We start from the raw sequence: 23,387 nt of genomic DNA, 5'->3' as shown, positions 1-23,387 counted from the left end.
CAGACGGACCCCGGCCCTCGGCCGGGGTCCGTCTTACATTCAGACCTCTTCGGTGAGGGCTGTTCGGATGAGGGTGGTGGTTTCGGTGGGGCGTTCCAGGAGGGGGAGGTGGCCTGCCCACGGGAGGTCGATGCGTTCTGAGGTGGGGAGGCGCTCGGCGAGGTAGTCGGCGCTGTCGGTGAAGAAGCGGAAGTCGTGGGAGCCGGTGACGAGCCAGACGGGAGCGGTGATCCGCTCGGGCTCGACCGGCCACTCCTCGTTGTCGACGTCCCCGGCGGGGATCTGCACGTCGTACGCATGGCGTTGCATGGTGCGGAGGAGGTTGCGGGCGTCGGCAGTGGCGTCGGGGCCGATCCAGCGATTTACGGTCAGCTCGGTGGCGGCGGCTACGTCGCCGGCGTCGATCAGGGCGTTCTCCTCGGCCCAGAGGGCGCGGAGCTCCTCGTCCGGCTCGACGTTGTCGGTGGGTGCGCACAGGAGGACGACGCGGGCGAACCGCTTCGGTTCCCGGCTCGCCACCTGCTGCACGACGTATCCGCCGTACGACGCCCCGACGGCAGACACCGCGCCGGCGCCGACCTCGTCCAGGACCGCGAGCACGTCACTCGCATCGGAGTACTTCGCTCCCGCCTCGAGCGGCGTCTCGCCGTACCCACGCAGGTCGAGCGTGATCACCTGGTGGTCGTCGCGGAGGTCTTCCACCAGGGCGGACCACATGCGGGCGTCGGCGACCCCGGCGTGCACCAGCAGGACCGCCGGCCCGTCGCCGACCACGGTGTAGGAGATAGTCATGGTCGAACCATCCCGGCTGGAACCGGCCCCGGCAACCGATTAGCGCATCCGGATGACGGTGAACGCTTCGGCGTAGTGGTTGGGCGGGAAGCCGGCGGCGGCGGCGACGCGGGCGAAGTTGGCCCGGATCCCCGTCAGCAGGCCCTCGGGGTCGCGGTGCTGGCTGGTGTGGGACATCAGCGCGGCCAGCTTCTGGTCGAACGTGTCGGTGATGTCGACGTGGTGATTGATGTCCGGGTGGTCCATCATCCACAGCTCGCCGACGTCCCAGGCCTCTTCGGCCAGATCGGTGTACGCGTACGGGTTGCCGGCCGCCGGGTAGAACGCCCGCACCGCCGCCTCGGCCGCGGCCAGGTGGTCCGGGTGGGAGACCTGGAGACGGGACCACACGCGCTCCGGCGACTGCGTGAGCAGCCGCTGCGGACGGACTGTGCGGATCACCCGGCTGATGTCGCGCACCAGCTCGGCCGTCGGCTCGACCGAGCCGTCGATGTGCCCGAGGAAGTGCAGGTCGTGAACCCCCACATGCTCCGCGGCGGCCGTCTGCTCGGCCCGTCGGACGGCGGGAATCTCGGCGCGATCGCGCTCCGGCTCGAAGCCACCCGCCTGCCCGTCGGTGACGATGCAGTAGTGCACCTCGATACCGGCCTTGGTCCACAACGCGACCGTCCCGGCCCCGCCGAAGTCGATGTCGTCCGGGTGCGCGACGACCACCAGCACCCGCTCGATCTCACTGTCCGGCCGCGGATTCGCCTCAGGCACTGTCACGTTCACGACCCTAACCGTTTGCCCGGACGGGCACAGTTGAATTCATGGAGTTCGGTGGCACGTGCGATCCGCAGGACGCCGGCCTCGATCCCGCCGGGCTGATACAAGCGATTGAGTTGATCGAGGCTCGCGGCGCTGTTGGGCAGCTGTGCGTCGTTCGCCATGGTCAGGTGGTCGTCGACCGGTCCTTCGGATGTGCACCGAGCGCATTGTTCTGGCTCTTCTCCGCGAGCAAGCCGTACCTCGCGGTGGTGATCCACCAGCTCGTCGAGTCCGGGCGGCTCCACCTCGACGACGCGGTCGCGGCGTACTGGCCGGAGTTCGGGGAGAACGGGAAGCGGGAGATCACCGTCCGCCATGTACTGCGGCACCGGTCCGGAGTCTCGCACGCCGGCTCGTACGTCGGTGAGGCCCGCGCGATGACGGACTGGAACCGTTCGCTCCGGCGGATCGAGGAGGCCAAGCCCCGCTGGCCGCTCGGCACCGTCGCGTACAGCCCGCTCGCGTTCGGGTTCATCCTCGGCGAGGTCGCGCGGCGTTGCAGCGGGGTCCCGATCCACGAGCTGGTAGGACGATTCGTCCTGGAGCCGCTCGGCGTCAGCGACACGTACCTCGGACTGCCCGCCGACGGCTGGGACCGGTACGTGCCGATCCGGGCCGCCGGTCCGCTCGGGCCGTTCATCCAGTCCGTCGTGAATCGGCGCAGCACGCGCGAGGCCGTCGTACCCGCTGCCGGGATCTCGACCACCGCGCGCGACCTGGCCACGTTCTACCAGGCCTTGCTCGGCGGCGGACTGCTGAGGCCGGAGACGCTCGCGGTGGCGTGCGAGCCGAGCAGCGAAGGCGATGTCGACCGGACGGCGCGGGCGCCGATCCGTTGGTCGCAAGGGTTCCAGCTAGGCGGACCGCGGTGGATCGAAGGCGCGTCGACGTCGCTCGGCTCGCTGAGCAGCCCGCGGACGTTCGGTCACAACGGAAGCAACTGCTGCATCGGGTGGGCCGACCCGGATCGCCAGATCACGTACGCGTACCTGACCAACCGGGTCGGCCGTCCCACCGCCGACCAAGCCCACCACGCCGCCGTCGCCGACAAGGTGCTCGAGGCCGCCGGCTAGGCGAGCGCGGGGACCGCGAGCCGCTCGCTGATCACGTGATCGACGAGCCCGTACGACTTGGCGCCTTCCGCGGTCAGCACGTGGTCGCGATCGGTGTCGTGGCGCAGTTGCTCGATCGTCTGCCCGGTGTGCCGCGCGAGGATCGTCTCGACCTGGCTGCGGACCCGCACCACCTCGTCGGCCTGCAGGATCAGGTCCGGGATCGTGCCCTGACCACGCGCGGCCGGCTGGTGCAGTACGACCCGGGCATGCGGCAGTACGGCGCGACGCCCGGCGGCGCCTCCGGCCAGCAGCACCGCCCCGGCCGAGATCGCCTGGCCGACGCAGAACGTCGCGACCGGCGACTGGATGTACTGCATGGTGTCGTAGATCGCGAGCATCGCGGTCATGTCGCCGCCCTCGCAGTTGATGTACAGGTTGATCTCCTGCTCCGGCTTGTCGACCTCGAGGTGCAGGAGCTGTGCGATCAGCGCGTTCGCGACGCCGGCGTCGATCGCCGTACCCAGGTAGATGATGCGCTCGCTGAGCAGGTGCGAGTAGACGTCCATGATCCGCTCGCCGCGCGGATGCTGGGCGATCACGTTCGGGATCGTGTAGCTGCTCATGCCGCCACCTCCTCCTTCTTCTTGGGCATGACCTGCTCGAACGACTCGACGACGTGGTCGATGAAGCCGTACTCGCGGGCCTGCTCAGAGGTGTACCAGTGGTCGTGCAGCGAATCCTCGTGCACCGTCTCGAACGGCTGGCCGGTGTCGTCGGCGATCAGCCCGAGCACGGTGTCGCGGATGTGCCGCAGGTCGTTGGCCTGGATCTCGATCTCCACCGCGGAGCCGCCGATCCCGGCCGAGCCCTGGTGCATCAGCACGCGCGCATGCCGTAGCGCGTAGCGCTTGCCCGGCGTACCGGCGGACAGCAGGAACTGCCCCGCGCTGCAGGCCAGCCCGATCGCCAGCGTCGACACGTCGCACGGCACCATCCGCATCACGTCGCGGATCGCGAGCATCGACGGCACCGAGCCGCCGGGCGAGTGGATCCAGAACGCGATGTCGGTCTCGGGGTCCTCGGCCGCCAGCGTCATGATCTGGGTGGCCAGCAGGGTCCCGATGTCGTCGTCGAGGACTCTGTCCAGGACGACGATCCGCTGCCCGAGCAGCCGCTGCCGGGCGGTCTCGTTGAACATCGGCGGTTTCATGTCTTCTGCCATGCCATCAACAGTGACCCGGGCGGAACGCCGAACCCCAGCTTTTCTGCTCACGGCAAGTCTGCCCACAGCAAAGCTGATCCTGTGGCAATCTCCTGCGGGTGATTCTGACTGACGACCTGACCGCGCAGGAGCGCACCCTGCTGGAACTGACGGCGACCCCGGCGGCGACGCTGCTCGGCGCGGCGTCGATGATCCTGCGTACGACGCTGTTCAGCGAGGATCCGGCCGCCTGGGTCGACATGTGGCAGGCACGCCCCGACCTCGCCCGGATCGAGTGGATGGACGGCCCGGAGCTGGCCGACGTCGTCGCCCACCTGGCGGCGAAGGACCACGAAGGCCAGATCGAGGGCGTCCCGGGTCTGCGCATCACGACGTACGACGACCACAACGCCAAGCTGCTCTGGATCGGCGGGCCTACACCCGTGGTGCTACATCTGACCCGCCAGGCCTCTTAACCGGTCGTCGAAGTCGGCCGGGAACGAGTGTCCCAGTCCCGGTATCCGTTCGATCGTGCAGCCGAAGCCTTCGAGCTGCCCGGCCGCGCCTTCGACGACCTCGCGCAGGTCGTCGTCGTCCCCGATCCAGATCGTTGCTGGCGACAACGTTCCGGCCGCGGTGGCCGGTAGCTCACGCAGAGCGGGCGCGAGCACGAGCACCCCGGCGACCGGCGTCGGCTGCGCGGTCAGCGCCCAGTTCAGCGCGGCCCGTCCGCCGGCCGAGAACCCGGCCGCGATCATCGGGACGTCGTGCAGCTCGACGGGCAGCACGTCCAACGCGTGGCTGATGTCGGCTACGGCCCGCTCCTGGTCCGGCCACGACCGGTAGTTCGACGACATCCGCTGCGACGACTGCACACAAACCAGCGCGTAGCCGCGGTCCAGCACACCGGCCCAGTCCTGCCGGGCGTGGACAGCCGTCTGCCCGGCCCCATGCAGCGCCACCACCACGCCCAGCGCCGGCCGGTCGGGTACGGCGATCAGCGCCGGCTCCGGATCGTCGGCGACCCGCGCCCCGGACACCGCGACCAACTCGTCGAACTCCGGTCGACCGCGCAGCCCGGCCAGGTCGTCGTCCTCGAGGAGGATCCCCGGCAGCCACCACGCGCCCGCCGCGCTCGCCTCCTGCAGCGTCCGCAGCGCCCCGTCGGCATCACCGCCCGCGCCCAGCAGGCAGGCCTTCAAATGCCCTAGCTCGGCCACCCACGCCTCGAGTCCGCCGCTGCCGGCGTCGAGCACCTCGGCCGCCTCGTGGAACCTGTCCTCTTCGTACAGTGCTTCCACCCGGTTGAGGAGGTCGTCGTACCTGCCGGTCAGATCCATGCCGAGCACCCTAGGTCCCGGGGGAACCGGTGTCAGGTGGGTTACCCGACGAGCTGTGTTCGGAAAGTGTCGGGCGGAGCGCCTAAGGTGTTGAGTGATGACCACATTGTTCTCGCCTGATGAGCTTCCAGTGCCGCTGGAGGAGCCGAAGACGTCCCGGACCGACCCGGATTCGCTGCTCGAGGGGCTGAATCCGCAGCAGCGCGCGGCCGTGGTGCACGCCGGCAAGCCGCTGCTGGTGGTGGCCGGTGCGGGCTCGGGCAAGACGCGGGTGCTGACCCGCCGGATCGCCTACCTGCTGGCGGCCCGCGACGTGCACCCCGGTTCGATCCTGGCGATCACGTTCACCAACAAGGCCGCCGCGGAGATGCGCGAGCGGGTGGTCGAGCTGGTCGGGCCGCGGGCGAAGCTGATGTGGGTCTCGACGTTCCACTCCTCGTGTGTGCGGATCCTGCGCCGCGACATCAAGCGGTTCGGGATCAGCTCGACGTTCTCGATCTACGACGACACCGACTCGCGCCGGCTGATGACGCTGGTCTGCCGCGAGCTCGACCTCGACGTCAAGCGGTACAACCCGCGCGCCGTGCTGAACTGGATCAGCACCCAGAAGAACGAGCTGATCGACCACGAGACGGCGGCGGCGAAGGCCGAGAACCATCTCGAGGAGACCTACGCCGAGTGCTACCGGACGTACCAGGAGCGCCTGGCCCAGGCCAATGCGCTCGACTTCGACGACCTGCTGATGACCACGGTCAACCTGTTGCAGGCCTTCCCCGAGGTCCGTGAGTACTATCGCCGCCGGTTCCGTCACGTGCTCGTCGACGAGTACCAGGACACCAACCACGCGCAGTACACGTTGATCCGCGAGCTCTGCGGCGAGGACCCGGCCGCCATCAACAATTCAGATGGCAACGGCCCGACGGCGCCGCCGGCCGAGCTGATGGTGGTCGGCGACTCGGACCAGTCGATCTACGCGTTCCGCGGCGCCACCATCCGCAACATCCTCGCCTTCGAGGAGGACTTCACCGGCGCCGAGACGATCCTGCTCGAGCAGAACTACCGCTCCACCCAGACGATCCTGACCGCGGCCAACGCGGTGATCGCCCGCAACGAGGGCCGGATGGCGAAGAACCTCTGGTCAGACCAGGGCCAGGGCGAGCAGATCGCGGTGTACGTCGCCGACAACGAGCACGACGAGGCGCAGTTCGTCGCGGACGAGATCGACCGGCTGACCGACGCCGACGGGATCAAGCCGTCCGACGTGGCGGTCTTCTACCGAACCAACGCGCAGTCCAGGGTCTTCGAGGAAGTCTTCATCCGGACCGGCCATCCGTACAAGGTGGTCGGCGGCGTCCGGTTCTACGAGCGCAAGGAGGTCCGCGACGCGCTCGCGTACCTGCGCGTGCTGGTGAACCCGGAGGACACCGTCTCGCTCCGCCGGATCATGAACGAGCCGAAGCGCGGGATCGGCGACCGCGCCGAGGCGGCGATCGAAGCGCTGGCCCAGCGGGACCGGATCTCGTTCGCGGCCGCGATGCGCCGGGCCCAGGACGCGCCGGCGATGGCGTCCCGCTCGGCGAACGCCGTCCAGGCCTTCGTCGACATCCTCGACGAGCTGACCGCGATGGTCGACTCGGGAGCGCCGCCGGACGACATCCTCGACGTCGCGCTGCACCGCTCGGGGTACTACGAGACGCTGCAGAAGTCGCCGGACCCGCAGGACGAGACCCGCCTGGAGAACCTGGACGAGTTCATCTCGGTCGCCCGCGAATTCGTCGAGGAGCGGACCGCGGCCGGTGAAGCCGCCGACCTGCAGGCCTTCCTGGAGCGGGTCGCGCTGGTCGCCGACGCGGACCAGATCCCCGACGCGGCCACCGACGGCGTGGTCACGCTGATGACGCTGCACACCGCGAAGGGTCTGGAGTTCCCGGTCGTGTTCCTGACCGGCATGGAGGACGGCGTCTTCCCGCACTCCCGTTCGCTGACCGACCTGAAGGAGCTCGAGGAGGAGCGCCGGCTCGCGTACGTCGGCATCACCCGGGCCCGGCAGCGGCTGGCGATCTCGCGGGCCGCGGTGCGTTCGGCGTACGGCGCTCCGCAGCACAACCCGCCGTCGCGGTTCCTGGAGGAGATCCCGGCCGAGCTGCTCGACTGGCGGCGCGACGAGTCCGCGATCACCCGCTGGTCCGGCACCGGGACGGTCCGCGGCAGCGGCATCCCGAGCCGGTACGAGCCGGCCCGCCGGACCGCCTCCGACAAGCCGGTGATCAGCCTCAATCCGGGCGATCGGGTGGTGCACGACACCTTCGGGATGGGCACCGTCGTGGTGGTCCGCGGCGAGGGCCAACAGGCTCAGGCCGACATCGACTTCGGATCCGAAGGGGTGAAGCGGCTGCTGCTCCGCTACGCCCCGGTCGAGAAGATCTGAGTCTGCCGTCCGGCGTGGCGGAGCGCGGGTAGCGGCAACTCCGCGTCAAGCATTCGGACGTTTGCGTTGCATCTGGGCCGGAGATTGAGACAATCAAGGATCTTCGCCCTCCTCCCGGAAGCGTCCTCCCTCATGTCCAAGTCGTCTGGCAACAGCCGCCGGATCATTCTGGCGGGGGCCAATCCTGGGCTGCGGCTGTTCGACGAGAACGGCAAGGTGACGGCGTACGCGTCGATCTGGATGGTCGACTGGTCGATCCGCGGCTCGGGTACGGCGGTCGTGCTCTGGTTCGACGGGATCGTCCGGGTGGTCTCCGAGGACGTCGACCTCGCGTCGTGGCTGGAGCGGTACTTCGTCCGCTCGTTCCTCGAGGTCCAGGGCCTGCCGTGGCACGAGCCGGCCGTCGAGCGGGACCTGGTCCAGGTCTCGATGAACCTCGCCGACGGGCTGAGCGCGAAGGCGGCCGACATCCAGATCGAGATGGGCGGTGTACTCGACCGGAGGCTGTTCGCGACCGACAACTTCCAGCTCGCCGAGGGCAACCACAGCCTCAGCCTGGTGATCGCCCCGGTCCGGTCGGCGACGGTCTCGATCGGCGGGGCGTCGGTGCCGGGATTCGTCCAGGTCGACGGTTCCCCGGACAAGCCCGGGTCGTCCGCGTTCCTCACCACCGCCGAGGTCTGGCAGCGCTGACCCTTACGCGGTCCGGATCAGCGTTTGCGAGTTTGCCGAGGCCCGGACGGTCGCCGTCACCGTCTGAGCGTCCACCAGTTGTCCATCCGCTCGACCGCGCGCTGATCGCCGCCCAGCACCCGCTGCAGTCGGAACAGGTACGCCGCGATACCGGCCGCACCCTGCATCCACCCGACCCCGGGCGGCAGCAGCGGATCGTCATTGCGATGCTCGATGAACCGCCAGTACGCGTGACTGCCCTCGTGATGCGCATGGTCGAGCAACGTGTCACCCATCAGTACGGCGAACTCCAGGTCGCGGCCGTCGCCGGTGTCCAGGAACGCGTCGCCGACTCCCGCGGTACCGCAGCAGCGCCCGTCGTTGTCCCAGAAGCCCGGGTGCAGTCGCTCGGGGATCCCGGAGTACCGGACGCTGTCGAGACAACGCCGATGCCACGTCGCTGGCGTTTCGCTCGCCACCTCTTTCACGTCGGCGTACTCGAGCGCGCTGAACAGCAGCGCCGTCCCGGCCCCGCCGTGACACCAGTTGTAGGTGAACTCGTCGCCGTGCCGCTCGGCCCATGGGATCACCCGTGCGACCCGGAAACCCTTGTCGTCGTTGATTCCGATGCTGACCAGATGCTCGGCCCCGCGCCGTGCCACGTCGATGAGTTCGGGCCGGCCGACGTCCATGCCCGCGACTGCCAACGCCGTCGCGATCCCGGCCAGGCCGTGCGTGAAGTTCGGCATCTCGGTCGGCTCGTCGCTCCGGAACCGCCGCGACACGAACTGCCAGTTCACGCCGGTAGGGGTCTCCTCCTTCTCGCCCAGCACGACGTCGGCGGCCTGCGAGGCCAGCGCCGAGGCGTCCGCGCCACGGTGCATCGCCCACACCGCGCCGAGGAGGACCGCAGCGCTGCCGAGGGTGACGTCGTTCGCGAACGCCCCGGGCTCGTACCGCGGCTCGTCGAGGAAGCTCTCCGGCCAGCCGTCATCGGTCGCGAGGTCCCGGATCCGTTGCAGCGCGGTGTCCGTACCCGGCTCGTCGAGAGCGCTCAGGATCCCGATCGAGCTGACCTGGCCGTCGAAGAACGTGGTCGAGCTGTCGTTCGGAACGAGGGCACGGATGCGGTCGGCGATCCCCGTCGCCAGGTCCTGTTCGGCGGTCGTCCACGGCCGGGTCAGACGGATCTCCGCCAACGTGTACGCGAGCCCGCCGATACCGCTGTGCATGCCGTCGACGTACTCGACGGGCTTCTCGCCGCCTCCGGCCTCGGGGATCCACGGCCCGTCGTCGTCCCACCGGACCTGATTCCGTACCCAGGCCCAGGCCGCCTCGGCCACCTCGCCGTACGTCATGGCTTGGCGTTCCGCATCCGGATGCCACTCCACTCGAGGGTGCTGGCCACGGCCTGGGCCCAGAAGTCGTGCAGTCGCCGCAGGACCCGCAGCTGGATGCCGGCCTCCTCGTGCAGCGCGAACAGGTCGCCGACACGTTCGGCCGGGCCGAGCGGGCGGACCTCGGTCGTGGCGACGACCGCGGCGTCGTGCTCGACGAACTCGCCGGCCGGCAGCCGGTACGCGTACAGCTCGACCGAGCGGATCGCGTCCAGCCAGCCGTACTCGACGGCGTGCACGCGGGTGCCGGAGCCGGCGCCGATGATGCGGTCGCGGTCCTCGGGAGTCGTCGCGGGGCCCACCCACGCCATCGCGCGAGGGCACTGCCGCGGGAACCAGTAGTCCGGGGAGCGGTCGTAGCCGACAGCCCAGACGTACGGCGTGACCTTGTCGCCGGCCGTAGAAATCGTGCCGGGCGCGACGTGCGGACGGAAGGTCGTGATCGTCGGATCTTCGGAGAAGTGCAGAACCTCACCAGCAGCCGGGCGCATGCGCCGCAGCTTAGCCGCGAGGCCAGGCCGGTGCTCGGGTTGACCGGCCCGGAGGTGCTACTAGCCGGCGGTGTAGGGGTTCAGACCACAGTGGTTCCGCAGCCACGGGTCCGGGTCGACCGCCTCGCCGCCGTTGGGGTGTACTTCGAGGTGCATGTGCGGGCCGGTGGTGTTGCCGGTCATGCCGACCGCGCCGACCTGGTCACCGGCGTACACGGTCTCGCCGACCGAGACGCTGAACTTCGACATGTGGTTGTACCAGGTGACGGTGCCGTCCTCGTGCCGGACCCGGACCTGGCGCCCGTACGGACCGGCCCAGTCGGCGAAGATCACCACACCCTTCATCACGGAGCTGACCCGGGTGCCGATCGGGGCGGCGAAGTCGAGGCCGGTGTGGTTGTGGGCCCAGCGGCTGCCGCCCTGGCCGAAGGTCGCGGTGATCTGGTAGCCGGTGAGCGGGATCTGGCAGCGGGTGGCCGACTCGCGGGACGTTTTCGCGGCTTCGTCGGCCTTGGCCTTGGCGAGGGCCAGCGCGTTCGCGCGCTTGGCGGTGAGGGCCTGGGTGGCGGTCAGCTTCGCGGCGCGGGCCTTGGCCAGCTGCGCGGCGGCGGACTGCTTCTTGGTGGTCGTGTCGGCCAGCTGGACCCGGGAGGAGTCGCGGGTGGCGAGCTGGCGCGCCTGGATGCGGGCTGTGGTGATGCCGGACAGCTGCTGACCGCTGTCCAGGCTCAGCGCGGCAAGGTTCACCGCGGAGTTCGCCTGGGTCGGCGATGCCAGCGTGCTGGCGCTGAATCCGACAGCTCCGGCTGCCGCGGCGAGCGCGGCGGTCAGACCGACGATCTGGGTACTGCTGGGGGTGTTACGCCTGGCGACGCGATGCTTGGCACTGTGACGTCCTGCGCCGGGTTTGCGCGCAGCGTTGCCGGGCGTGACGCGGTCTCCCGCGGCACGGTGCTGGGACACAACGTGGCCTTTCGGTCACAGGGGAGGGGCTTGTGAGAGGAGCTGGGGAGCTCTTCCCGTCCCTGGCCGGGGGTTTATTCCCGCCGGGGACCTGACGCACGATAACGGATCAGTCACGGGGCCACAAACCCCCTCCCCGCGTTTTCTCCCTCTCCTTCACGAAACTTTTGCATGAGCGGCTGCACGTGCATCAGCGCGGAGCGCCCAGAAGGCTTCCCGGTCAGGCAGTTCTCGGCTGTTCGTCGAGGTGGGCCAGCATTCCGGTGATCCGGTGCACCACGTCGCCGTGGAACGGCAGCGACAGGTGGCCCACCCCGTGCACCCGCACATTGCTCGCCTGCAGGTCGGGATGGCGGATCCGGGCTCGCCGCTGCGGCACGATCAGCTGGTCGACGTCGCTGTAGAACGCGACGAACCGCGTCCGGCAGTCCGGTGCGGGCTCGGCCAGCTCGGCCATCAGGTCACTGTCCGGCCGGACCTGCTTGACCAGCGGCCACGGCAGCAGCTTCGCCGCGACCGTGCCCTGGTGCGGCGTCCCGAGCGTGACGCAGGTGTGCACCCGCTCGTCCCCGCCGAGTCGTTGGACGTAGTACCGCGCGATCAGCCCGCCGAGGCTGTGGCCGATGACGTGGATCTGGTCCGACCCGGACTCCTCGCAGATCGCCTCGATCTCCCGGCCCATCCGCTCGGCGGTACGACGTACGTCGAGCGTCAGCGGTGAGTACGAGAACGTATGGATGCTGCTGAACCCACGGCGGACCAGGTGCCGCCGCATCAGCGCGAAGATCGTGTGGTTGTCGATGATCCCGTGCGCGAGCAGGATCGGCGTACCGGCGGCGCGGACGTCGCTGACCAGCAGGCCGCGCTGCGCGGGACCGAGGCCGGCCAGGTTCAGCCGGGCCGGGAGTGCGCGCGACGTGCCGCCGGCCATGCCGATCACGCCGAGCGGATACATCGCCAGGTGGGTGGTGAGCCAGCCGATCTCGACGGCGGCGCCGTGCAGCACGCTGGGCGAGAGTGCGGAGCGAGCGCCGTACGCGAGTCCGTCCAGCGCGCCGCGGAGGTCGTCCTGCCAGGAACTCATGGGCGACTCCTCACAAAACCAGACCCCCCGATTGGTCCGATCTCTTCAACGGTAACCGGTTCCCATCGTGCGTGGCGGGGAACACACAGCTCCGTGTCTTATCCGTGAGGTTCTCACCGGTTAGCCTGCGAGCATGCCTGCTACGAGCCCGTTGCGTGTCGTCGTCGCCAAGCCCGGTCTGGACGGTCACGACCGCGGCGCCAAGGTCGTGGCCCGCGCGCTGCGCGACGCCGGCATGGAGGTCATCTACACCGGCCTGCACCAGACCCCGGAGCAGATCGTCGAGACGGCGATCGCCGAGGACGCGGACGCGATCGGGCTGTCGGTGCTGTCCGGCGCGCACATGACGCTGTTCAAGCGGGTGCGCGAGCTGCTGGGCGAGCGGGACGCCGAGGACATCGTGGTGTTCGGCGGCGGGATCATCCCGGACGCGGACCTGCAACCGCTGGCCGAGCTCGGCGTACACAAGATCTTCACCCCCGGCGCGACCACCACCGAGATCGTCGAGTGGGTCCGCGGCAACGTCGGCGACGCGTCGGCGTCTCCTGCCTGAGGTCCTACCGGAGTCGCGAATCCGCTCCGGAGCGTGATGACGACTGCCCGGAGTCGTTCTGAACAGTCCTGCCCGGTTCAGCCAGGTTACTAATCGGTAATACCGAATCGTTAGGAAATGCCCGGTTGTGCGGGCTTCCCAAACGCGGTCGCATACAGCCATGCGGCTGTCCGTTTCAGAGACTGTCGAATGGGACTGTGTGTGGCTCAGAACACATCGGCCCCGTTCTCGGTTACTGTCCGGACATGGCGGATCGCAGTGCGGTGGGGGTCTGCGATCATCCGGCGCCGGACCAAGCGATACGTCCCATCGGGAGAGGGCAGGTAAACGATGAGGTTTGAACGATCACACGCACGCAGGACGGCCTTCGTGGCCGTGGCAGGCAGCCTCGCGCTGCTCGCCACCGCGTGTGGTAGTGGCGATGACGGAAGCAGCAGCAGCGGCAGCGGGGGCGGGTCGGCCGATGCGCTCGAGGGTCGGGGGCCGATCACCCTTGCCACCGGCAAGGACACCTCCGGAAACCTGCAGAACCAGCTCGACGCGTGGAACTCGTCGCACCCGAACGAGAAGGTCGAGCTGAAGGAGCTGCCCGAGGACGCCGACGCCCAGCGTCAGCAGATGGTGCAGAACGCCACGGCCAAGTCCGACGCGTACAGCGTGCTGGTGATGGACGTGGTCTGGACGTCGGAGTTCGCGGCGAACCAGTGGATCACCCAGATCCCCGAGGACAAGGTGCCCGACCTGGGCAAGCTGATCCCGGCGACGGTGGAGACCGCCAAGTACCGCGACAAGCTGTACGGCGTGCCGATCACCTCCGACGGCGGCCTGCTGTACTACCGCAAGGACCTGCTGACCAAGGCCGGTGTCACCGACGCCCCGAAGACGTGGGACGAGATGACCGCGGACTGCACCAAAGTGGCCGCGCTGCCCGAGGCCAAGGGGATGAGCTGCTACGCCGGCCAGTTCGAGAAGTACGAGGGCCTGACGGTCAACTTCTCCGAGGCGGTCAACTCCGCGGGCGGTGTCGTCGTCGACAAGGACGGCAAGCCGAACGTGAACACCCCGGAGGCCAAGGCCGGGCTGGAGGAGCTGGTGAACGGCCTCAAGACCGGCGCCATCCCGAAGGCCGCGATCACCTACAAGGAGGAAGAGAGCCGGCGCGCGTTCCAGGACGGCAAGCTGCTCTTCCTGCGTAACTGGCCGTACGTCTACGGCCTGGCGAGCAAGACCGACGGCTCCTCGAAGGTGGCCGGCAAGTTCGCGGTCGCCCCGCTGCCGGGCAAGACCGGCGCCGGCGTCTCGTCGCTGGGCGGTCACGACTACGCGATCAGCTCCTTCGCCAAGAACAAGGCGACCGCGATCGACTTCATCAACTTCATGGCGAGCGAAGCCCGCCAGAAGGCGAACATCGAGAAGACGTCGCAGGCGCCGACCTGGCAGTCGCTGTACGACGACCCGACGCTGAACAAGCAGTTCCCGTACCTCGCGCCGCTCAAGGCCTCGATCCTCGGCGCTCAGCCGCGGCCGCGAGTGGTCAAGTACGGCGACGTGACGGCGGCCATCCAGGAAGCGGCGTACAACGCGCTGAACGGTAAGACGACGCCGGATCAGGCGTTGTCCGACCTGCAGACCAAGCTGCAGTCGCTCATCACGCAATGACCGTCGTGCCGGGGCCGGTGCGTGGGGAGGTAATGACCACGCACCGGCCCCGGCCAGTCCCTGCCCGGGTCCGCCCGGGAAGCAAAGGAGGCGCAGGTGACTGCAACCACGCCGGTCCTCGAACGGCCGGCCAAGGAGCCGAAGAAGCAGCAACGGTTCAACGAGGGCACCGGCCGGCTGGCCGCGATCCTGCTCTCGCCGACGCTGCTCGTACTCGGCGTCGTCGTCTTGTTCCCGATCATGTCGGCGCTGCGGGAATCGCTGTTCACGAGCGGCCAGCACCTCGACGCGAACGGGTTCATCGTCAAGGGCTCTACCTTCGTCGGGCTCGACAACTACACCGCCATCTTCAAGGGCGACACCGGACACCGGTTCTGGAACGCGTTCTACAACACGACGTTCTTCACCGTGGTCTGCATCGTCCTGGAGACCGTTCTCGGCGTCGCGATGGCGCTGATCATGCACAAGGCCTTCAAGGGCCGCGGCATCGTCCGGGCCAGCATCCTGGTGCCGTGGGCGATCCCGACCGTCATCTCGGCGCTGCTGTGGAAGTGGATCTTCCAGGCCGACGGCATCGCCAACACCCTGATCGGTACCCAGATCCTGTGGTCGACCGAAGGCTGGCAGTCGAAGCTGTCCGTCGTCATCGCCGACACCTGGAAGACCGCACCGTTCATCGGCCTCCTGGTCCTGGCCGGGCTGCAGACCATCCCGGCCGAGGTCTACGAGGCCGCGAAGGTGGACGGGGCGACCGCGTGGAAGACCTTCACCCGGATCACGCTGCCGCTGGTGAAGCCGGCGCTGCTGGTCGCAGTGCTGTTCCGGATCCTCGACACACTGCGGATCTTCGACCTGCCGTTCGTCCTGGTCGGTGCGCACAAGGACTCGGTCGAGACGCTGTCGATGCTGGCGTACGACGAAGCGTTCAACACCAGATACGGGCCGGCGGCCGCCTACGCGACAGTGCTGTTCGTCTACGTCGCCGTGGTCGCGTACCTGTTCGTGAAGATTCTCGGAGCAGATGTGATCGGTGAGGCCAGAGCCAAGAAGCCTGGCGGTGGCAACGGCAAGCGCTGGCGGAAGAAGAACGCGGTCCAGGCCGCGCCGAACACCGCGGTCGGCGCCGTCGCTTCTTCGGGTGGAGGTGGACAGTAATGGCTGCCGTAGCTCCCCAGCCGGCCGAGGCCGGTCCGCTGCGCCGGTGGGCGCCGCTCATCGGCGTCGCGATCATCGTGATCTACTGCCTGGCGCCGTTCTACTGGATGGTCGTCTCGGCGTTCCGTAAGCCGTCCGACCAGTTCTCGAACAAGCTCATCCCGGCGCCGTTCTCGATCCAGAACTTCAAGGACGTGTTCAGCGGCTCCAACGGCTTCGGCCGGGGTCTGCTGAACAGCCTGATCGTGGCCGGGTCGGTGACGATCCTGACGCTGATCATCGGCATGGTGGCGGCCTACACACTGGCCCGGCTGGACTTCCGCGGCAAGAACATCGTGCTGGCGATCATCATCACCACGTCGATGTTCCCGGGCATCTCGCTGGTGGTGCCGCTGCTGAAGCTGTTCGTCGACATCAAGTGGATCAACACCTACCAGGCGATGATCGTGCCGAGCCTGTCGTTCGCACTGCCGCTGGCGGTGTGGAACCTGACCTCGTTCTTCCGGCAGATGCCCCAGGAGCTCGAGCAGGCGGCGATGGTCGACGGCTGTACGCCGGCCCAGGCGTTCCGCAAGATCATCATCCCGCTGGCGGCGCCCGGTGTGTTCACCACCGCGATCATCACGTTCATCGCGGCCTGGAACGAGTTCCTGATCGCGCTGAGCATGACCAACAAGAAGTCGATCCAGACGGCGAACGTGATCGTCTCGCAGTTCACCGGTACGACCGGCCGGGACCAGCCGTTCGGCAGCCAGATGGCCGCCGGTGTGGTGGTCACCATCCCGCTCGTGATCGCCGTACTGCTGTTCCAGCGCCGTATCGTCGCCGGCCTCACGGCAGGTGGCGTGAAGTGAGCCCGTTCCGTCGTGACCAGGCCGACCGGGACCGCCGGGACCGCGACGACCGGGACCGGCGGGACCGCGACGATCGCGACCGCCGCGATCGGGAGGACCGGGACCGGCGGGACCGGGAGGACCGCGATCGTCGCGACCGCGAGGATCGCCTGAGATACCGCTAGCCAGCAAGCAACGAGAAACGGCCGGAGCCTTGTGCTCCGGCCGTTTCTCGTTGAATCAGACCTCGAGCCAGACGGTGGTGTCCACGGGGAGTACGCCGTCCGCCAGCGGCTCACTGGCGAGCAGGACCCGCTGGTGCGGCGGCAGGGTGACCGCGGTGTCGCTGATGTTCACCACGCAGCGGAAGCCCGGGTCGCGAGTGAAGGACAGCACACCGGCCGGGGCGTCGGCGTCCCAGACCAGGCGGCCTTCGCCGAGGGCAGGGTGGTCGCGGCGGATCCGCAGCGCCGCCTTGTACAGACTCAGGTGGCTGCCGGGGTCCCTGGCCTCCGAATCGGCGGTCAGACCGGACCAGTCCGCGGGCTGCGGGAGCCAGGGCTGGCCGGTGCCGGGACCGAAGCCGTACGGCGGCTCCGAACCGGACCACGGGATCGGGACACGGCACCCGTCGCGGCCGCGGACCGTGTGGCCGGAACGCTCCCAGGTGGGGTCGTCGAGCACGTCTTCGGGCAGGTCCTCGACCTCGGGCAGCCCGAGCTCGTCGCCCTGGTAGATGTACGCGCCGCCAGGAAGCGCCAGCTCCAGCAGCGCGGCCGCGCGCGCCCGGCGCAGTCCGAGCCGCAGATCGGTCGGTACGACGCCGGCACCCGCCAGGGCGTCCCGCTTGTCCCGGCCGAACCGCGTGCGGTGCCGGATCGTGTCGTGGTTGCTCAGGACCCACGTCGCCGGCGCCCCGACCGCCCATAGGTTCTCCGTGGTGTGGTCGATCACCTCACGCAACTCCTTCGCGTCCCACGCGGCGCGCAGGGCGTCGAAGTTGAAGGCGGAGTGCAACTCGTTCGGCCGCACGTACTGCGCCAGCCGCTCCGCCGGGGAGAGCCACGCCTCCGCCACGAAGACGCGGGGCCCCTGCGGCGTATCGGCGTACTCGTCGGCGATGGACCGCCAGCGCTGGTGGATGGTGTGCACGCCGGGCTGGTCGTAGAACGGGTTCCCGACGTACTTCTCCCGCGTCGGCTCGCCGTTGTGCAGCGGTACGTCGGGGAGGGCCGGGTCCTTGGCCATCGAGTCGGCCACGTCGATCCGGAATCCGTCGACGCCGCGGTCGAACCAGAACCGCAGGATCGCGTCGAACTCCTCGATCACCTTCGGGTGGTCCCAGTTCCAGTCCGGCTGGGAGATGTCGAACAGGTGCAGGTACCACTGCCCGTCCTCGATCTGCTGCCAGGCGCCGCCGCCGAACGCGGCCGGCCAGTTGGTCGGCGGGCCGCCGTCCTTGGTGTCGCGGAACCAGAACAGGTCGCGCTCCGGCGAGCCTTTGCCGGCCTTGAGCGCGGCCTGGAACCAGGGGTGCTCCCAGGAGCAGTGGTTCGGCACCAGGTCGATCAGGATCCGCAGCCCGAGCGCGTGCGCCTCGGCGATCAGCGCGTCGGCGTCGGCGAGGGTGCCGAACTCCGGGTTGATGTCGCGGTAGTCGGCCACGTCGTACCCGCCGTCGAGCAGCGGGGACGGGTACCAGGGGCTGATCCAGATGGCGTCGACCCCCAGGTCGGCGAGGTACGGCAGCTGGGCGCGGATGCCGTTCACGTCGCCGGTCCCGTCGCCGTCCGCGTCGGCGAACGAGCGCGGGTACACCTGGTAGACGACGGCGCTACGCCACCAGTCGTCAGCTGGTCTGGTCCCGGAGTCGGGTGCAGGATCGGTCATGTGACCTAGCCTGACATGAGGCGCGGGGGATGCTGTGACAGTCGTCTCAGCGGCGACCCCGGCTGTCGCCCCGACTCCGAGGGTGGCTAGTGTCAGGAGCCCGTACAGGCGAGAGAGGGACCACACTCGTGGATCTGATGGAATTCCAGGCGAAGACGGTCTTCGCCAAGCACGGAGTGCGGACGACCGTGGGTGCGGTTGTCACGACTCCGGAGGAAGCCCGCGCGGCAGCCGAGAAGATCGGCGGCCGGGTGGTCGTGAAGGCCCAGGTCAAGACCGGTGGGCGCGGCAAGGCCGGCGGCGTCAAGCTGGCCTCGAGCCCGGACGAGGCCGAGGAGAAGGCCCGCGAGATCCTCGGGCTGGACATCAAGGGTCACGTCGTCAAGATCCTGAACATCGTCCCGGCCGCGGCGATCGCCGAGGAGTACTACTTCTCGTTCCTGGTCGACCGGGCCAACCGCAACTACCTCTGCATCGCCTCCGCCGCCGGCGGTATGGAGATCGAAGAGGTCGCGCACACCAACCCGGACGCGGTCGCGCAGATCTCGATCGACCCGGCCACCGGCGTCGACGAGGCGAAGGCCCGCGAGATCGCCGAGGCCGCGAAGTACCCGGCCGACGTGATCGACGCCGTCGTACCCGAGATCGTCAAGCTGTACGACGTCTTCATCGCCGAGGACGCCTCGCTGGTCGAGGTGAACCCGCTGGTCAAGCTCGAGGACGGGAACGTCGAAGCGCTCGACGGCAAGGTCACCCTGGACGAGAACGCGGACTTCCGGCACCCGGACCACGCCGAGTTCGAGGACGTCTCCGCGGCCGACCCGCTGGAGGCGGCGGCCAAGGCCAAGGGCCTGAACTACGTGAAGCTGGACGGCTCCGTCGGCATCATCGGCAACGGCGCCGGCCTGGTCATGTCCACGCTGGACGTCGTCGCGTACGCCGGTGAGGCCTATCCCACCGACAAATACAGTGGTGGCCAGAAGCCGGCCAACTTCCTCGACATTGGAGGCGGAGCCTCCGCCGAGGTGATGGCCAACGGTCTGGAGATCATCATCTCCGACCCGCAGGTGGAGAGCGTGTTCGTCAACGTCTTCGGCGGCATCACCGCCTGTGACGCGGTCGCCAACGGCATCGTGCAGGCGTTCGAGCTGCTCGCCAGCCGCGGCGAGGCCGTCACCAAGCCGCTGGTCGTCCGGCTGGACGGCAACAACGCCGAGGAGGGCCGCCGGATCCTCGACGAGGCGGGCCTCGCCGGTCTGGAGCGGGTCGACACGATGGACGGCGCCGCCAAGCGCGCCGCCGAGCTGGCTGCGAAGTAAGGGATCGCCGAACAATGTCTATCTTCCTGACCAAGGACAGCAAGGTCATCGTCCAGGGCATGACCGGCTCCGAGGGCACCAAGCACACCACCCGGATGCTCGCCTCGGGCACCAACATCGTCGGCGGCGTGAACCCGCGCAAGGCCGGGCAGAGCCAGGACTTCGACGGTAAGTCGGTCGCGGTGTTCGGCACTGTCGGGGACGCGGTCAAGGAGACCGGCGCGAACGTGTCGGTCATCTTCGTCCCGCCGAAGTTCACCAAGGACGCCGTACTGGAGGCCGTCGAGGCCGAGGTGCCGCTGGTCGTGGTGATCACCGAGGGCGTGCCGGTGCACGACACCGCCGCGTTCTTCGCCGCCGCGCAGGCGACCGGCAAGACCCGGATCATCGGCCCGAACTGCCCCGGCATCATCACCCCGGGTGAGGCGAACGCCGGCATCATCCCGGCCGACATCGCCGGCCAGGGCCGGATCGGTCTGGTGTCGAAGTCGGGCACGCTGACCTACCAGATGATGTACGAGCTGCGCGACTTCGGGTTCTCGTCGGCGATCGGGATCGGCGGCGACCCGATCATCGGGACCACGCACATCGATGCGTTGCAGGCGTTCCAGGACGACCCGGACACCGACGCGATCGTGATGATCGGTGAGATCGGTGGCGACGCCGAGGAGCGGGCGGCCGCGTTCATCAAGGAGAACGTGACCAAGCCGGTCGTCGGTTACGTGGCCGGCTTCACCGCGCCGGAGGGCAAGACGATGGGCCACGCCGGCGCCATCGTGTCCGGCTCGTCCGGTACGGCGGCCGCCAAGAAGGAGGCCCTCGAGGCCGTCGGTGTGAAGGTGGGCAAGACGCCGACCGAGACCGCCAACCTGATGCGCGAGATCATGCAGGGGCTGAGCAAGTAGTACTGCGTTCGTCCTGCCGAGACGGGACCTGTTCCTTCGGGAGCAGGTCCCGTTTCTTTGTGCAGGTGCCGCTATTTGTAGGCGGCCGAGCGGTCGACGGCGCGGGCGACGGTCTCGTTGAACGTCGAGTCGCTGATGTCGAGGTCCTTCAGCACCGGGAACAGCACGTAGACGGCCCGGTCCCCGGAGCCGGCGATACCGATCCGGTAGATGAACTTCTTCCCGTCACCGGAGTCGTACGTCGCCTTCCAGCTCTTGCCCTTGATCGTGCTGGTCTGCAGGGTGCCGGTCGACTCGACCTTGGCGTTCGAGACGTTCTTCTCGCAGGCGTCGACGTTCTTGCGGATCTGGGTGACGAAGTTCGCCGCCGCGGTCGTGGTGGCGAACTTGGCGACGGTGTCGTCCAGACCGAACTCGGTCGGCACCTTCGCCTCCGGCGTCACGTACGTGACGGTGCCGAACTTCGTCGCCTTGGCCTTCTTGAAGTCGATCTTCTCGCAGCCGCCGCTGCTGTTGCCCTTGGCCGCCGGAGCGCTGACCCACGGCTTGTTGATCTCGGTCAGCAGCGGCAGGTCGACCGAGGCCATGAAACCGGGTGCGTCGACGTTCGGCAGCAGGGCCGGCTTCGCGACCGGGGCGCCGGTGCCGCAGCCGCCGGACTGCGCGCAGATCTTCTTCGCCGCGGTGTTCGCGGTGGCCAGCACGACGTCCGGCTTCGGCGGCGCGGCGGCGACGCTGTCGTGCTCGACCACGATCGTGGCCTGGCCGGCCAGCGTGACCGCGACGGTCTTGTACTTCGTCTTGGACCCGGGCACCTGGCCGAACACGGCGATCACACCGCGCTCGCCGACGCCGGTCGTCACATAGCCCGACGACAACCGCGTCTGCGGGGAGGTGCACTGACTCAGCCAGTGGACGACGGCGTTGTACGTGTTGGTCGCGGCGTTCTTGTCGTTCGACACCTCGACGTACTGGACGGCGGTTTCCTTGGTCGTCACGTTCTGGAAGGTGCGGACCCAGGTCCGTAGTCCGGCCGGGTCGGCGAACCGCTGCGCCTGGCAGACGAACGCGGTCTCCGGCGCCGAGTCGCCGTCCATGGTCTTGGCGATCGCCCAGGCGCCGGTGGCGCCGAGCGACTTCGCGCCGACGGCGTCCAGCAGTGCCTTGTCATCAGTCAGCACGTTCGAGTTGGAGGGCTTGTCGTCGGACGCGCTGGCACCGGCCTTGGGGTCGGGCGCCTTGTCGCCGCCGAAGGCGTTCAGCGCGGCGATACCGCCGCCGCCGACCAGCACCACGACCGCGACGCCGGCGGCGATCGTCTGGTTCCTTTTGCGCGCCTTCTGGCGACGCGCTTCCCGGGCAGCGGCGCGACCGCCGCCGCGTGATGCACGGTGGGAACCGGCCAAAGCTCGACCTCCTGACTGATTCCACCCGACAGTACCGGGTGGACCAACGCTGCTCCCACTCCGCTACCACCAGGCGAGCAGGTCGGGACTCAGCGTGAGCAAGCGGGCTGAAGTCTCCCACATCCGGCGTGTCAGGACGAGTGCCGTCCGTGCCCGGGGAGACGATGGGAGTCAGATGACCGACATGCTGAGTCGCCCGGGCGCCCGGGACGGCGAATCGAGCGCTACGCCCACGTCGGAGGTCGCCGCCCAGACCAAGCCTTTGGTCGTGTCGGCAGTGATCTCCGCCGGAGCCTGCCTGCTCACGGGTCTGCTCACCTGTGCCGCGGTCGCGGTGATCGGCTGGCTTGGCGCGACCTTCGGCGGCGCCTCGGGAGCGGTGCGGGCCGGGGCATCGGCCTGGCTGGTCGCGCACAAGGCCGGTGTGACGATCGGCACGGGCCGGATCAGCATCGCGCCGCTCGGTCTGACCCTGTTCTTCGCCTGGTGCCTGTACCGCGGCGGCAAGTCCGCGGCCCGCTCCAGCGCGGCCGACCGGACCAAGGACCTGATCTCGCTGACCGGAGCGTTCGCGCTCGTCTACGGCCTGGGCGGGCTGGTCGTGGCGTTGCTCACGGCGGACGGTGCGCTCAAGGTGTCACCGCTGTCCGCGTTCCTCGGCACTTTCTCGCTGGCGTTGGTCGCCGGGGCCGCCGGGATTCTGGTCGAGTCCGGTGCGGCGGAGGATCTCGCCGATGCGACCCCGGCCGGTCTGCGCGACGTGGTTCCGGCCGCTTGGGCCGCAGTACTGACCGTGATCGCGATCGCCGCGCTGCTGTACGCCGTACTGCTCGCGGTCCATTTCTCCCGGATCACCGGGATGTTGGAGCTCCTCGACGCCGGTGTGATCGGCTCCATCGTGCTGTTCGCGATCTGCCTGATGCTGGTGCCGAACATGGTGCTGTACGCCGTCGCGTTCCTGGCCGGACCCGGGTTCCAGCTCGGGACCGGGACCACGATCGCACCGACCGGCGTGGACGTCGGGAACCTGCCGGCGTTTCCGCTGCTGGCCGCGGTGCCTGCCGACGGCGCGACTCCGTCGTACCTGCTGGTGCTGACGGCCCTGGTGCCACTGGTGGCCGGTGCGGTCGCGGGGCTGGTCGTCGTACGGCGAGGGCTCGGCGAGCGGGACGAGAACGGGCTCGGCTGGGACGCGTTCGCGCTGCGCGGCGCGATGGCGGCGCTGCTCGCCGGGATCATCGTGTTCGCGCTGCTGGCGATGTCGGGCGGATCGGCCGGGCCGGGGCGGATGTCGGCGGTCGGGGTTCCGGGAGCGCTGCCGGCGGCCGGCGTACTGGCCGCGGGGATGGCGATCGGGGCCGCGATCACGGCCGCCGTGGCCGCCTCCCGCCGACCGGCTGACAGCGAGGCCGACGCCGAGCGATAGGCTTCCCG

Annotated in this window: 23 protein-coding genes; 12 read left to right on the top strand and 11 right to left on the bottom strand. The window is 69.0% G+C overall.

Translation table 11 applies throughout. The annotated features are described in order from the left end of the window. Positions 1-39 precede the first annotated feature (39 nt). A complete protein-coding gene (locus ACIA58_RS30710) occupies positions 40-792 on the bottom strand; it encodes an alpha/beta fold hydrolase (RefSeq protein WP_396407294.1) in 753 nt (250 codons plus the stop codon). A gap of 39 nt (positions 793-831) precedes the next feature. Then, positions 832-1,560: a PIG-L deacetylase family protein gene (locus ACIA58_RS30705; protein WP_396407293.1), complete on the bottom strand. Its 729-nt coding sequence runs from the start codon at positions 1,558-1,560 to the stop codon at positions 832-834. Positions 1,561-1,604: 44 nt separating this feature from the next. Here ACIA58_RS30705 and ACIA58_RS30700 point away from each other — a divergent pair, with 44 nt between their 5' ends. Continuing rightward, a complete protein-coding gene (locus ACIA58_RS30700) occupies positions 1,605-2,675 on the top strand; it encodes a serine hydrolase domain-containing protein (protein WP_396407292.1) in 1,071 nt (356 codons plus the stop codon). Here the strand turns inward: ACIA58_RS30700 and ACIA58_RS30695 are convergent. Beyond that, positions 2,672-3,280 (bottom strand): ClpP family protease, encoded by a 609-nt coding sequence (locus ACIA58_RS30695; protein ID WP_396407291.1) that lies wholly within the window; start codon positions 3,278-3,280, stop codon positions 2,672-2,674. The two genes, ACIA58_RS30700 and ACIA58_RS30695, sit on opposite strands and share 4 nt — an antisense overlap. After that, positions 3,277-3,879: a ClpP family protease gene (locus ACIA58_RS30690; RefSeq protein WP_396407290.1), complete on the bottom strand. Its 603-nt coding sequence runs from the start codon at positions 3,877-3,879 to the stop codon at positions 3,277-3,279. The genes ACIA58_RS30695 and ACIA58_RS30690 overlap by 4 nt, the downstream gene beginning before the upstream one ends. A 98-nt stretch (positions 3,880-3,977) precedes the next feature. On the opposite strand from ACIA58_RS30690, the gene ACIA58_RS30685 reads away from it, so the two are divergent. Beyond that, entirely contained in the window at positions 3,978-4,334 is a 357-nt protein-coding gene (locus ACIA58_RS30685) for a hypothetical protein (protein ID WP_396407289.1), read from the top strand. Here the strand turns inward: ACIA58_RS30685 and ACIA58_RS30680 are convergent. Continuing rightward, the gene (locus ACIA58_RS30680; RefSeq protein WP_396407288.1) at positions 4,308-5,198 is read right to left on the bottom strand and encodes a serine aminopeptidase domain-containing protein; all 891 of its coding nucleotides are present in this window, start codon (positions 5,196-5,198) and stop codon (positions 4,308-4,310) included. The two genes, ACIA58_RS30685 and ACIA58_RS30680, sit on opposite strands and share 27 nt — an antisense overlap. Positions 5,199-5,295: 97 nt before the next feature. Between ACIA58_RS30680 and pcrA the strand changes: the two genes are divergently transcribed. Both pcrA and ACIA58_RS30670 read left to right on the top strand, forming a co-directional pair. Further along, positions 5,296-7,626: a DNA helicase PcrA gene (pcrA, locus tag ACIA58_RS30675; RefSeq protein WP_396407287.1), complete on the top strand. Its 2,331-nt coding sequence runs from the start codon at positions 5,296-5,298 to the stop codon at positions 7,624-7,626. 132 nt (positions 7,627-7,758) lie between these two features. Further along, positions 7,759-8,319 carry a hypothetical protein gene (locus ACIA58_RS30670; RefSeq protein ID WP_396407286.1) on the top strand — a complete coding sequence of 187 codons (561 nt, stop codon included), beginning with the start codon at positions 7,759-7,761 and terminating at the stop codon, positions 8,317-8,319. Positions 8,320-8,375: 56 nt separating this feature from the next. Here the strand turns inward: ACIA58_RS30670 and ACIA58_RS30665 are convergent, their stop codons facing one another. From ACIA58_RS30665 to ACIA58_RS30650, 4 genes are all read right to left on the bottom strand, one after another. Then, entirely contained in the window at positions 8,376-9,689 is a 1,314-nt protein-coding gene (locus ACIA58_RS30665) for a lanthionine synthetase LanC family protein (protein WP_396407285.1), read from the bottom strand. After that, a complete protein-coding gene (locus tag ACIA58_RS30660) occupies positions 9,653-10,186 on the bottom strand; it encodes a DUF6886 family protein (protein WP_396407284.1) in 534 nt (177 codons plus the stop codon). The genes ACIA58_RS30665 and ACIA58_RS30660 overlap by 37 nt, the downstream gene beginning before the upstream one ends. A 60-nt stretch (positions 10,187-10,246) precedes the next feature. Beyond that, positions 10,247-11,149, bottom strand: a complete 903-nt coding sequence (locus ACIA58_RS30655; RefSeq protein WP_396407283.1) for a M23 family metallopeptidase — start codon at positions 11,147-11,149, stop codon at positions 10,247-10,249. Positions 11,150-11,369: 220 nt separating this feature from the next. Next, the gene (locus tag ACIA58_RS30650; RefSeq protein ID WP_396407282.1) at positions 11,370-12,233 is read right to left on the bottom strand and encodes an esterase/lipase family protein; all 864 of its coding nucleotides are present in this window, start codon (positions 12,231-12,233) and stop codon (positions 11,370-11,372) included. A gap of 133 nt (positions 12,234-12,366) precedes the next feature. Between ACIA58_RS30650 and ACIA58_RS30645 the strand changes: the two genes are divergently transcribed. The 5 genes from ACIA58_RS30645 (at position 12,367) to ACIA58_RS30625 (ending at position 16,607) form a co-directional block, all read left to right on the top strand. After that, the gene (locus ACIA58_RS30645) at positions 12,367-12,786 is read left to right on the top strand and encodes a cobalamin B12-binding domain-containing protein (protein ID WP_396407281.1); all 420 of its coding nucleotides are present in this window, start codon (positions 12,367-12,369) and stop codon (positions 12,784-12,786) included. Positions 12,787-13,155: 369 nt separating this feature from the next. Then, the gene (locus ACIA58_RS30640; protein WP_396407280.1) at positions 13,156-14,445 is read left to right on the top strand and encodes an ABC transporter substrate-binding protein; all 1,290 of its coding nucleotides are present in this window, start codon (positions 13,156-13,158) and stop codon (positions 14,443-14,445) included. A 96-nt stretch (positions 14,446-14,541) separates the two neighbouring features. Beyond that, positions 14,542-15,600 (top strand): carbohydrate ABC transporter permease, encoded by a 1,059-nt coding sequence (locus tag ACIA58_RS30635; RefSeq protein ID WP_396407279.1) that lies wholly within the window; start codon positions 14,542-14,544, stop codon positions 15,598-15,600. Beyond that, positions 15,600-16,454: a carbohydrate ABC transporter permease gene (locus ACIA58_RS30630; RefSeq protein ID WP_396407278.1), complete on the top strand. Its 855-nt coding sequence runs from the start codon at positions 15,600-15,602 to the stop codon at positions 16,452-16,454. Before ACIA58_RS30635 ends, ACIA58_RS30630 begins: the two co-directional genes overlap by 1 nt. Before the next feature lie 12 nt (positions 16,455-16,466). Beyond that, on the top strand, positions 16,467-16,607 hold the full coding sequence (locus tag ACIA58_RS30625; RefSeq protein WP_396407277.1) for a hypothetical protein: 141 nt from the start codon (positions 16,467-16,469) through the stop codon (positions 16,605-16,607). Positions 16,608-16,673: 66 nt separating this feature from the next. Here the strand turns inward: ACIA58_RS30625 and ACIA58_RS30620 are convergent, their stop codons facing one another. Then, on the bottom strand, positions 16,674-18,323 hold the full coding sequence (locus tag ACIA58_RS30620; protein ID WP_396407276.1) for a glycoside hydrolase family 13 protein: 1,650 nt from the start codon (positions 18,321-18,323) through the stop codon (positions 16,674-16,676). A 128-nt stretch (positions 18,324-18,451) separates the two neighbouring features. On the opposite strand from ACIA58_RS30620, the gene sucC reads away from it, so the two are divergent. After that, entirely contained in the window at positions 18,452-19,642 is a 1,191-nt protein-coding gene (gene sucC / locus ACIA58_RS30615; RefSeq protein ID WP_396407275.1) for an ADP-forming succinate--CoA ligase subunit beta, read from the top strand. A gap of 14 nt (positions 19,643-19,656) precedes the next feature. Beyond that, the gene (gene sucD / locus ACIA58_RS30610) at positions 19,657-20,547 is read left to right on the top strand and encodes a succinate--CoA ligase subunit alpha (protein WP_396407274.1); all 891 of its coding nucleotides are present in this window, start codon (positions 19,657-19,659) and stop codon (positions 20,545-20,547) included. 71 nt (positions 20,548-20,618) lie between these two features. Here the strand turns inward: sucD and ACIA58_RS30605 are convergent, their stop codons facing one another. After that, positions 20,619-21,953: a hypothetical protein gene (locus tag ACIA58_RS30605; RefSeq protein ID WP_396407273.1), complete on the bottom strand. Its 1,335-nt coding sequence runs from the start codon at positions 21,951-21,953 to the stop codon at positions 20,619-20,621. Positions 21,954-22,128: 175 nt separating this feature from the next. Between ACIA58_RS30605 and ACIA58_RS30600 the strand changes: the two genes are divergently transcribed. Continuing rightward, positions 22,129-23,379 (top strand): DUF6350 family protein, encoded by a 1,251-nt coding sequence (locus tag ACIA58_RS30600; protein ID WP_396407272.1) that lies wholly within the window; start codon positions 22,129-22,131, stop codon positions 23,377-23,379. Positions 23,380-23,387: the final 8 nt, after the last annotated feature.

Origin of the sequence: Kribbella sp. NPDC051586 (genome assembly GCF_044453965.1) — a bacterium.
Taxonomy (GTDB): Bacteria; Actinomycetota; Actinomycetes; order Propionibacteriales; family Kribbellaceae; genus Kribbella.
This window is presented reverse-complemented; position numbering and strand designations above follow the sequence as displayed.

Coding starts and splice junctions, on each gene's coding strand:
- ACIA58_RS30670 (WP_396407286.1), top strand. CDS start 7,759: ATGTCCAAGTCGTCTGGCAACAGCCGCCGGATCATTCTGGCGGGGGCC.
- pcrA (WP_396407287.1), top strand. CDS start 5,296: ATGACCACATTGTTCTCGCCTGATGAGCTTCCAGTGCCGCTGGAGGAG.
- ACIA58_RS30700 (WP_396407292.1), top strand. CDS start 1,605: ATGGAGTTCGGTGGCACGTGCGATCCGCAGGACGCCGGCCTCGATCCC.
- ACIA58_RS30630 (WP_396407278.1), top strand. CDS start 15,600: ATGGCTGCCGTAGCTCCCCAGCCGGCCGAGGCCGGTCCGCTGCGCCGG.
- ACIA58_RS30695 (WP_396407291.1), bottom strand. CDS start 3,280: ATGAGCAGCTACACGATCCCGAACGTGATCGCCCAGCATCCGCGCGGC.
- ACIA58_RS30600 (WP_396407272.1), top strand. CDS start 22,129: ATGACCGACATGCTGAGTCGCCCGGGCGCCCGGGACGGCGAATCGAGC.
- ACIA58_RS30680 (WP_396407288.1), bottom strand. CDS start 5,198: ATGGATCTGACCGGCAGGTACGACGACCTCCTCAACCGGGTGGAAGCA.
- ACIA58_RS30620 (WP_396407276.1), bottom strand. CDS start 18,323: ATGACCGATCCTGCACCCGACTCCGGGACCAGACCAGCTGACGACTGG.
- ACIA58_RS30710 (WP_396407294.1), bottom strand. CDS start 792: ATGACTATCTCCTACACCGTGGTCGGCGACGGGCCGGCGGTCCTGCTG.
- ACIA58_RS30660 (WP_396407284.1), bottom strand. CDS start 10,186: ATGCGCCCGGCTGCTGGTGAGGTTCTGCACTTCTCCGAAGATCCGACG.
- sucD (WP_396407274.1), top strand. CDS start 19,657: ATGTCTATCTTCCTGACCAAGGACAGCAAGGTCATCGTCCAGGGCATG.
- ACIA58_RS30650 (WP_396407282.1), bottom strand. CDS start 12,233: ATGAGTTCCTGGCAGGACGACCTCCGCGGCGCGCTGGACGGACTCGCG.
- ACIA58_RS30645 (WP_396407281.1), top strand. CDS start 12,367: ATGCCTGCTACGAGCCCGTTGCGTGTCGTCGTCGCCAAGCCCGGTCTG.
- ACIA58_RS30690 (WP_396407290.1), bottom strand. CDS start 3,879: ATGGCAGAAGACATGAAACCGCCGATGTTCAACGAGACCGCCCGGCAG.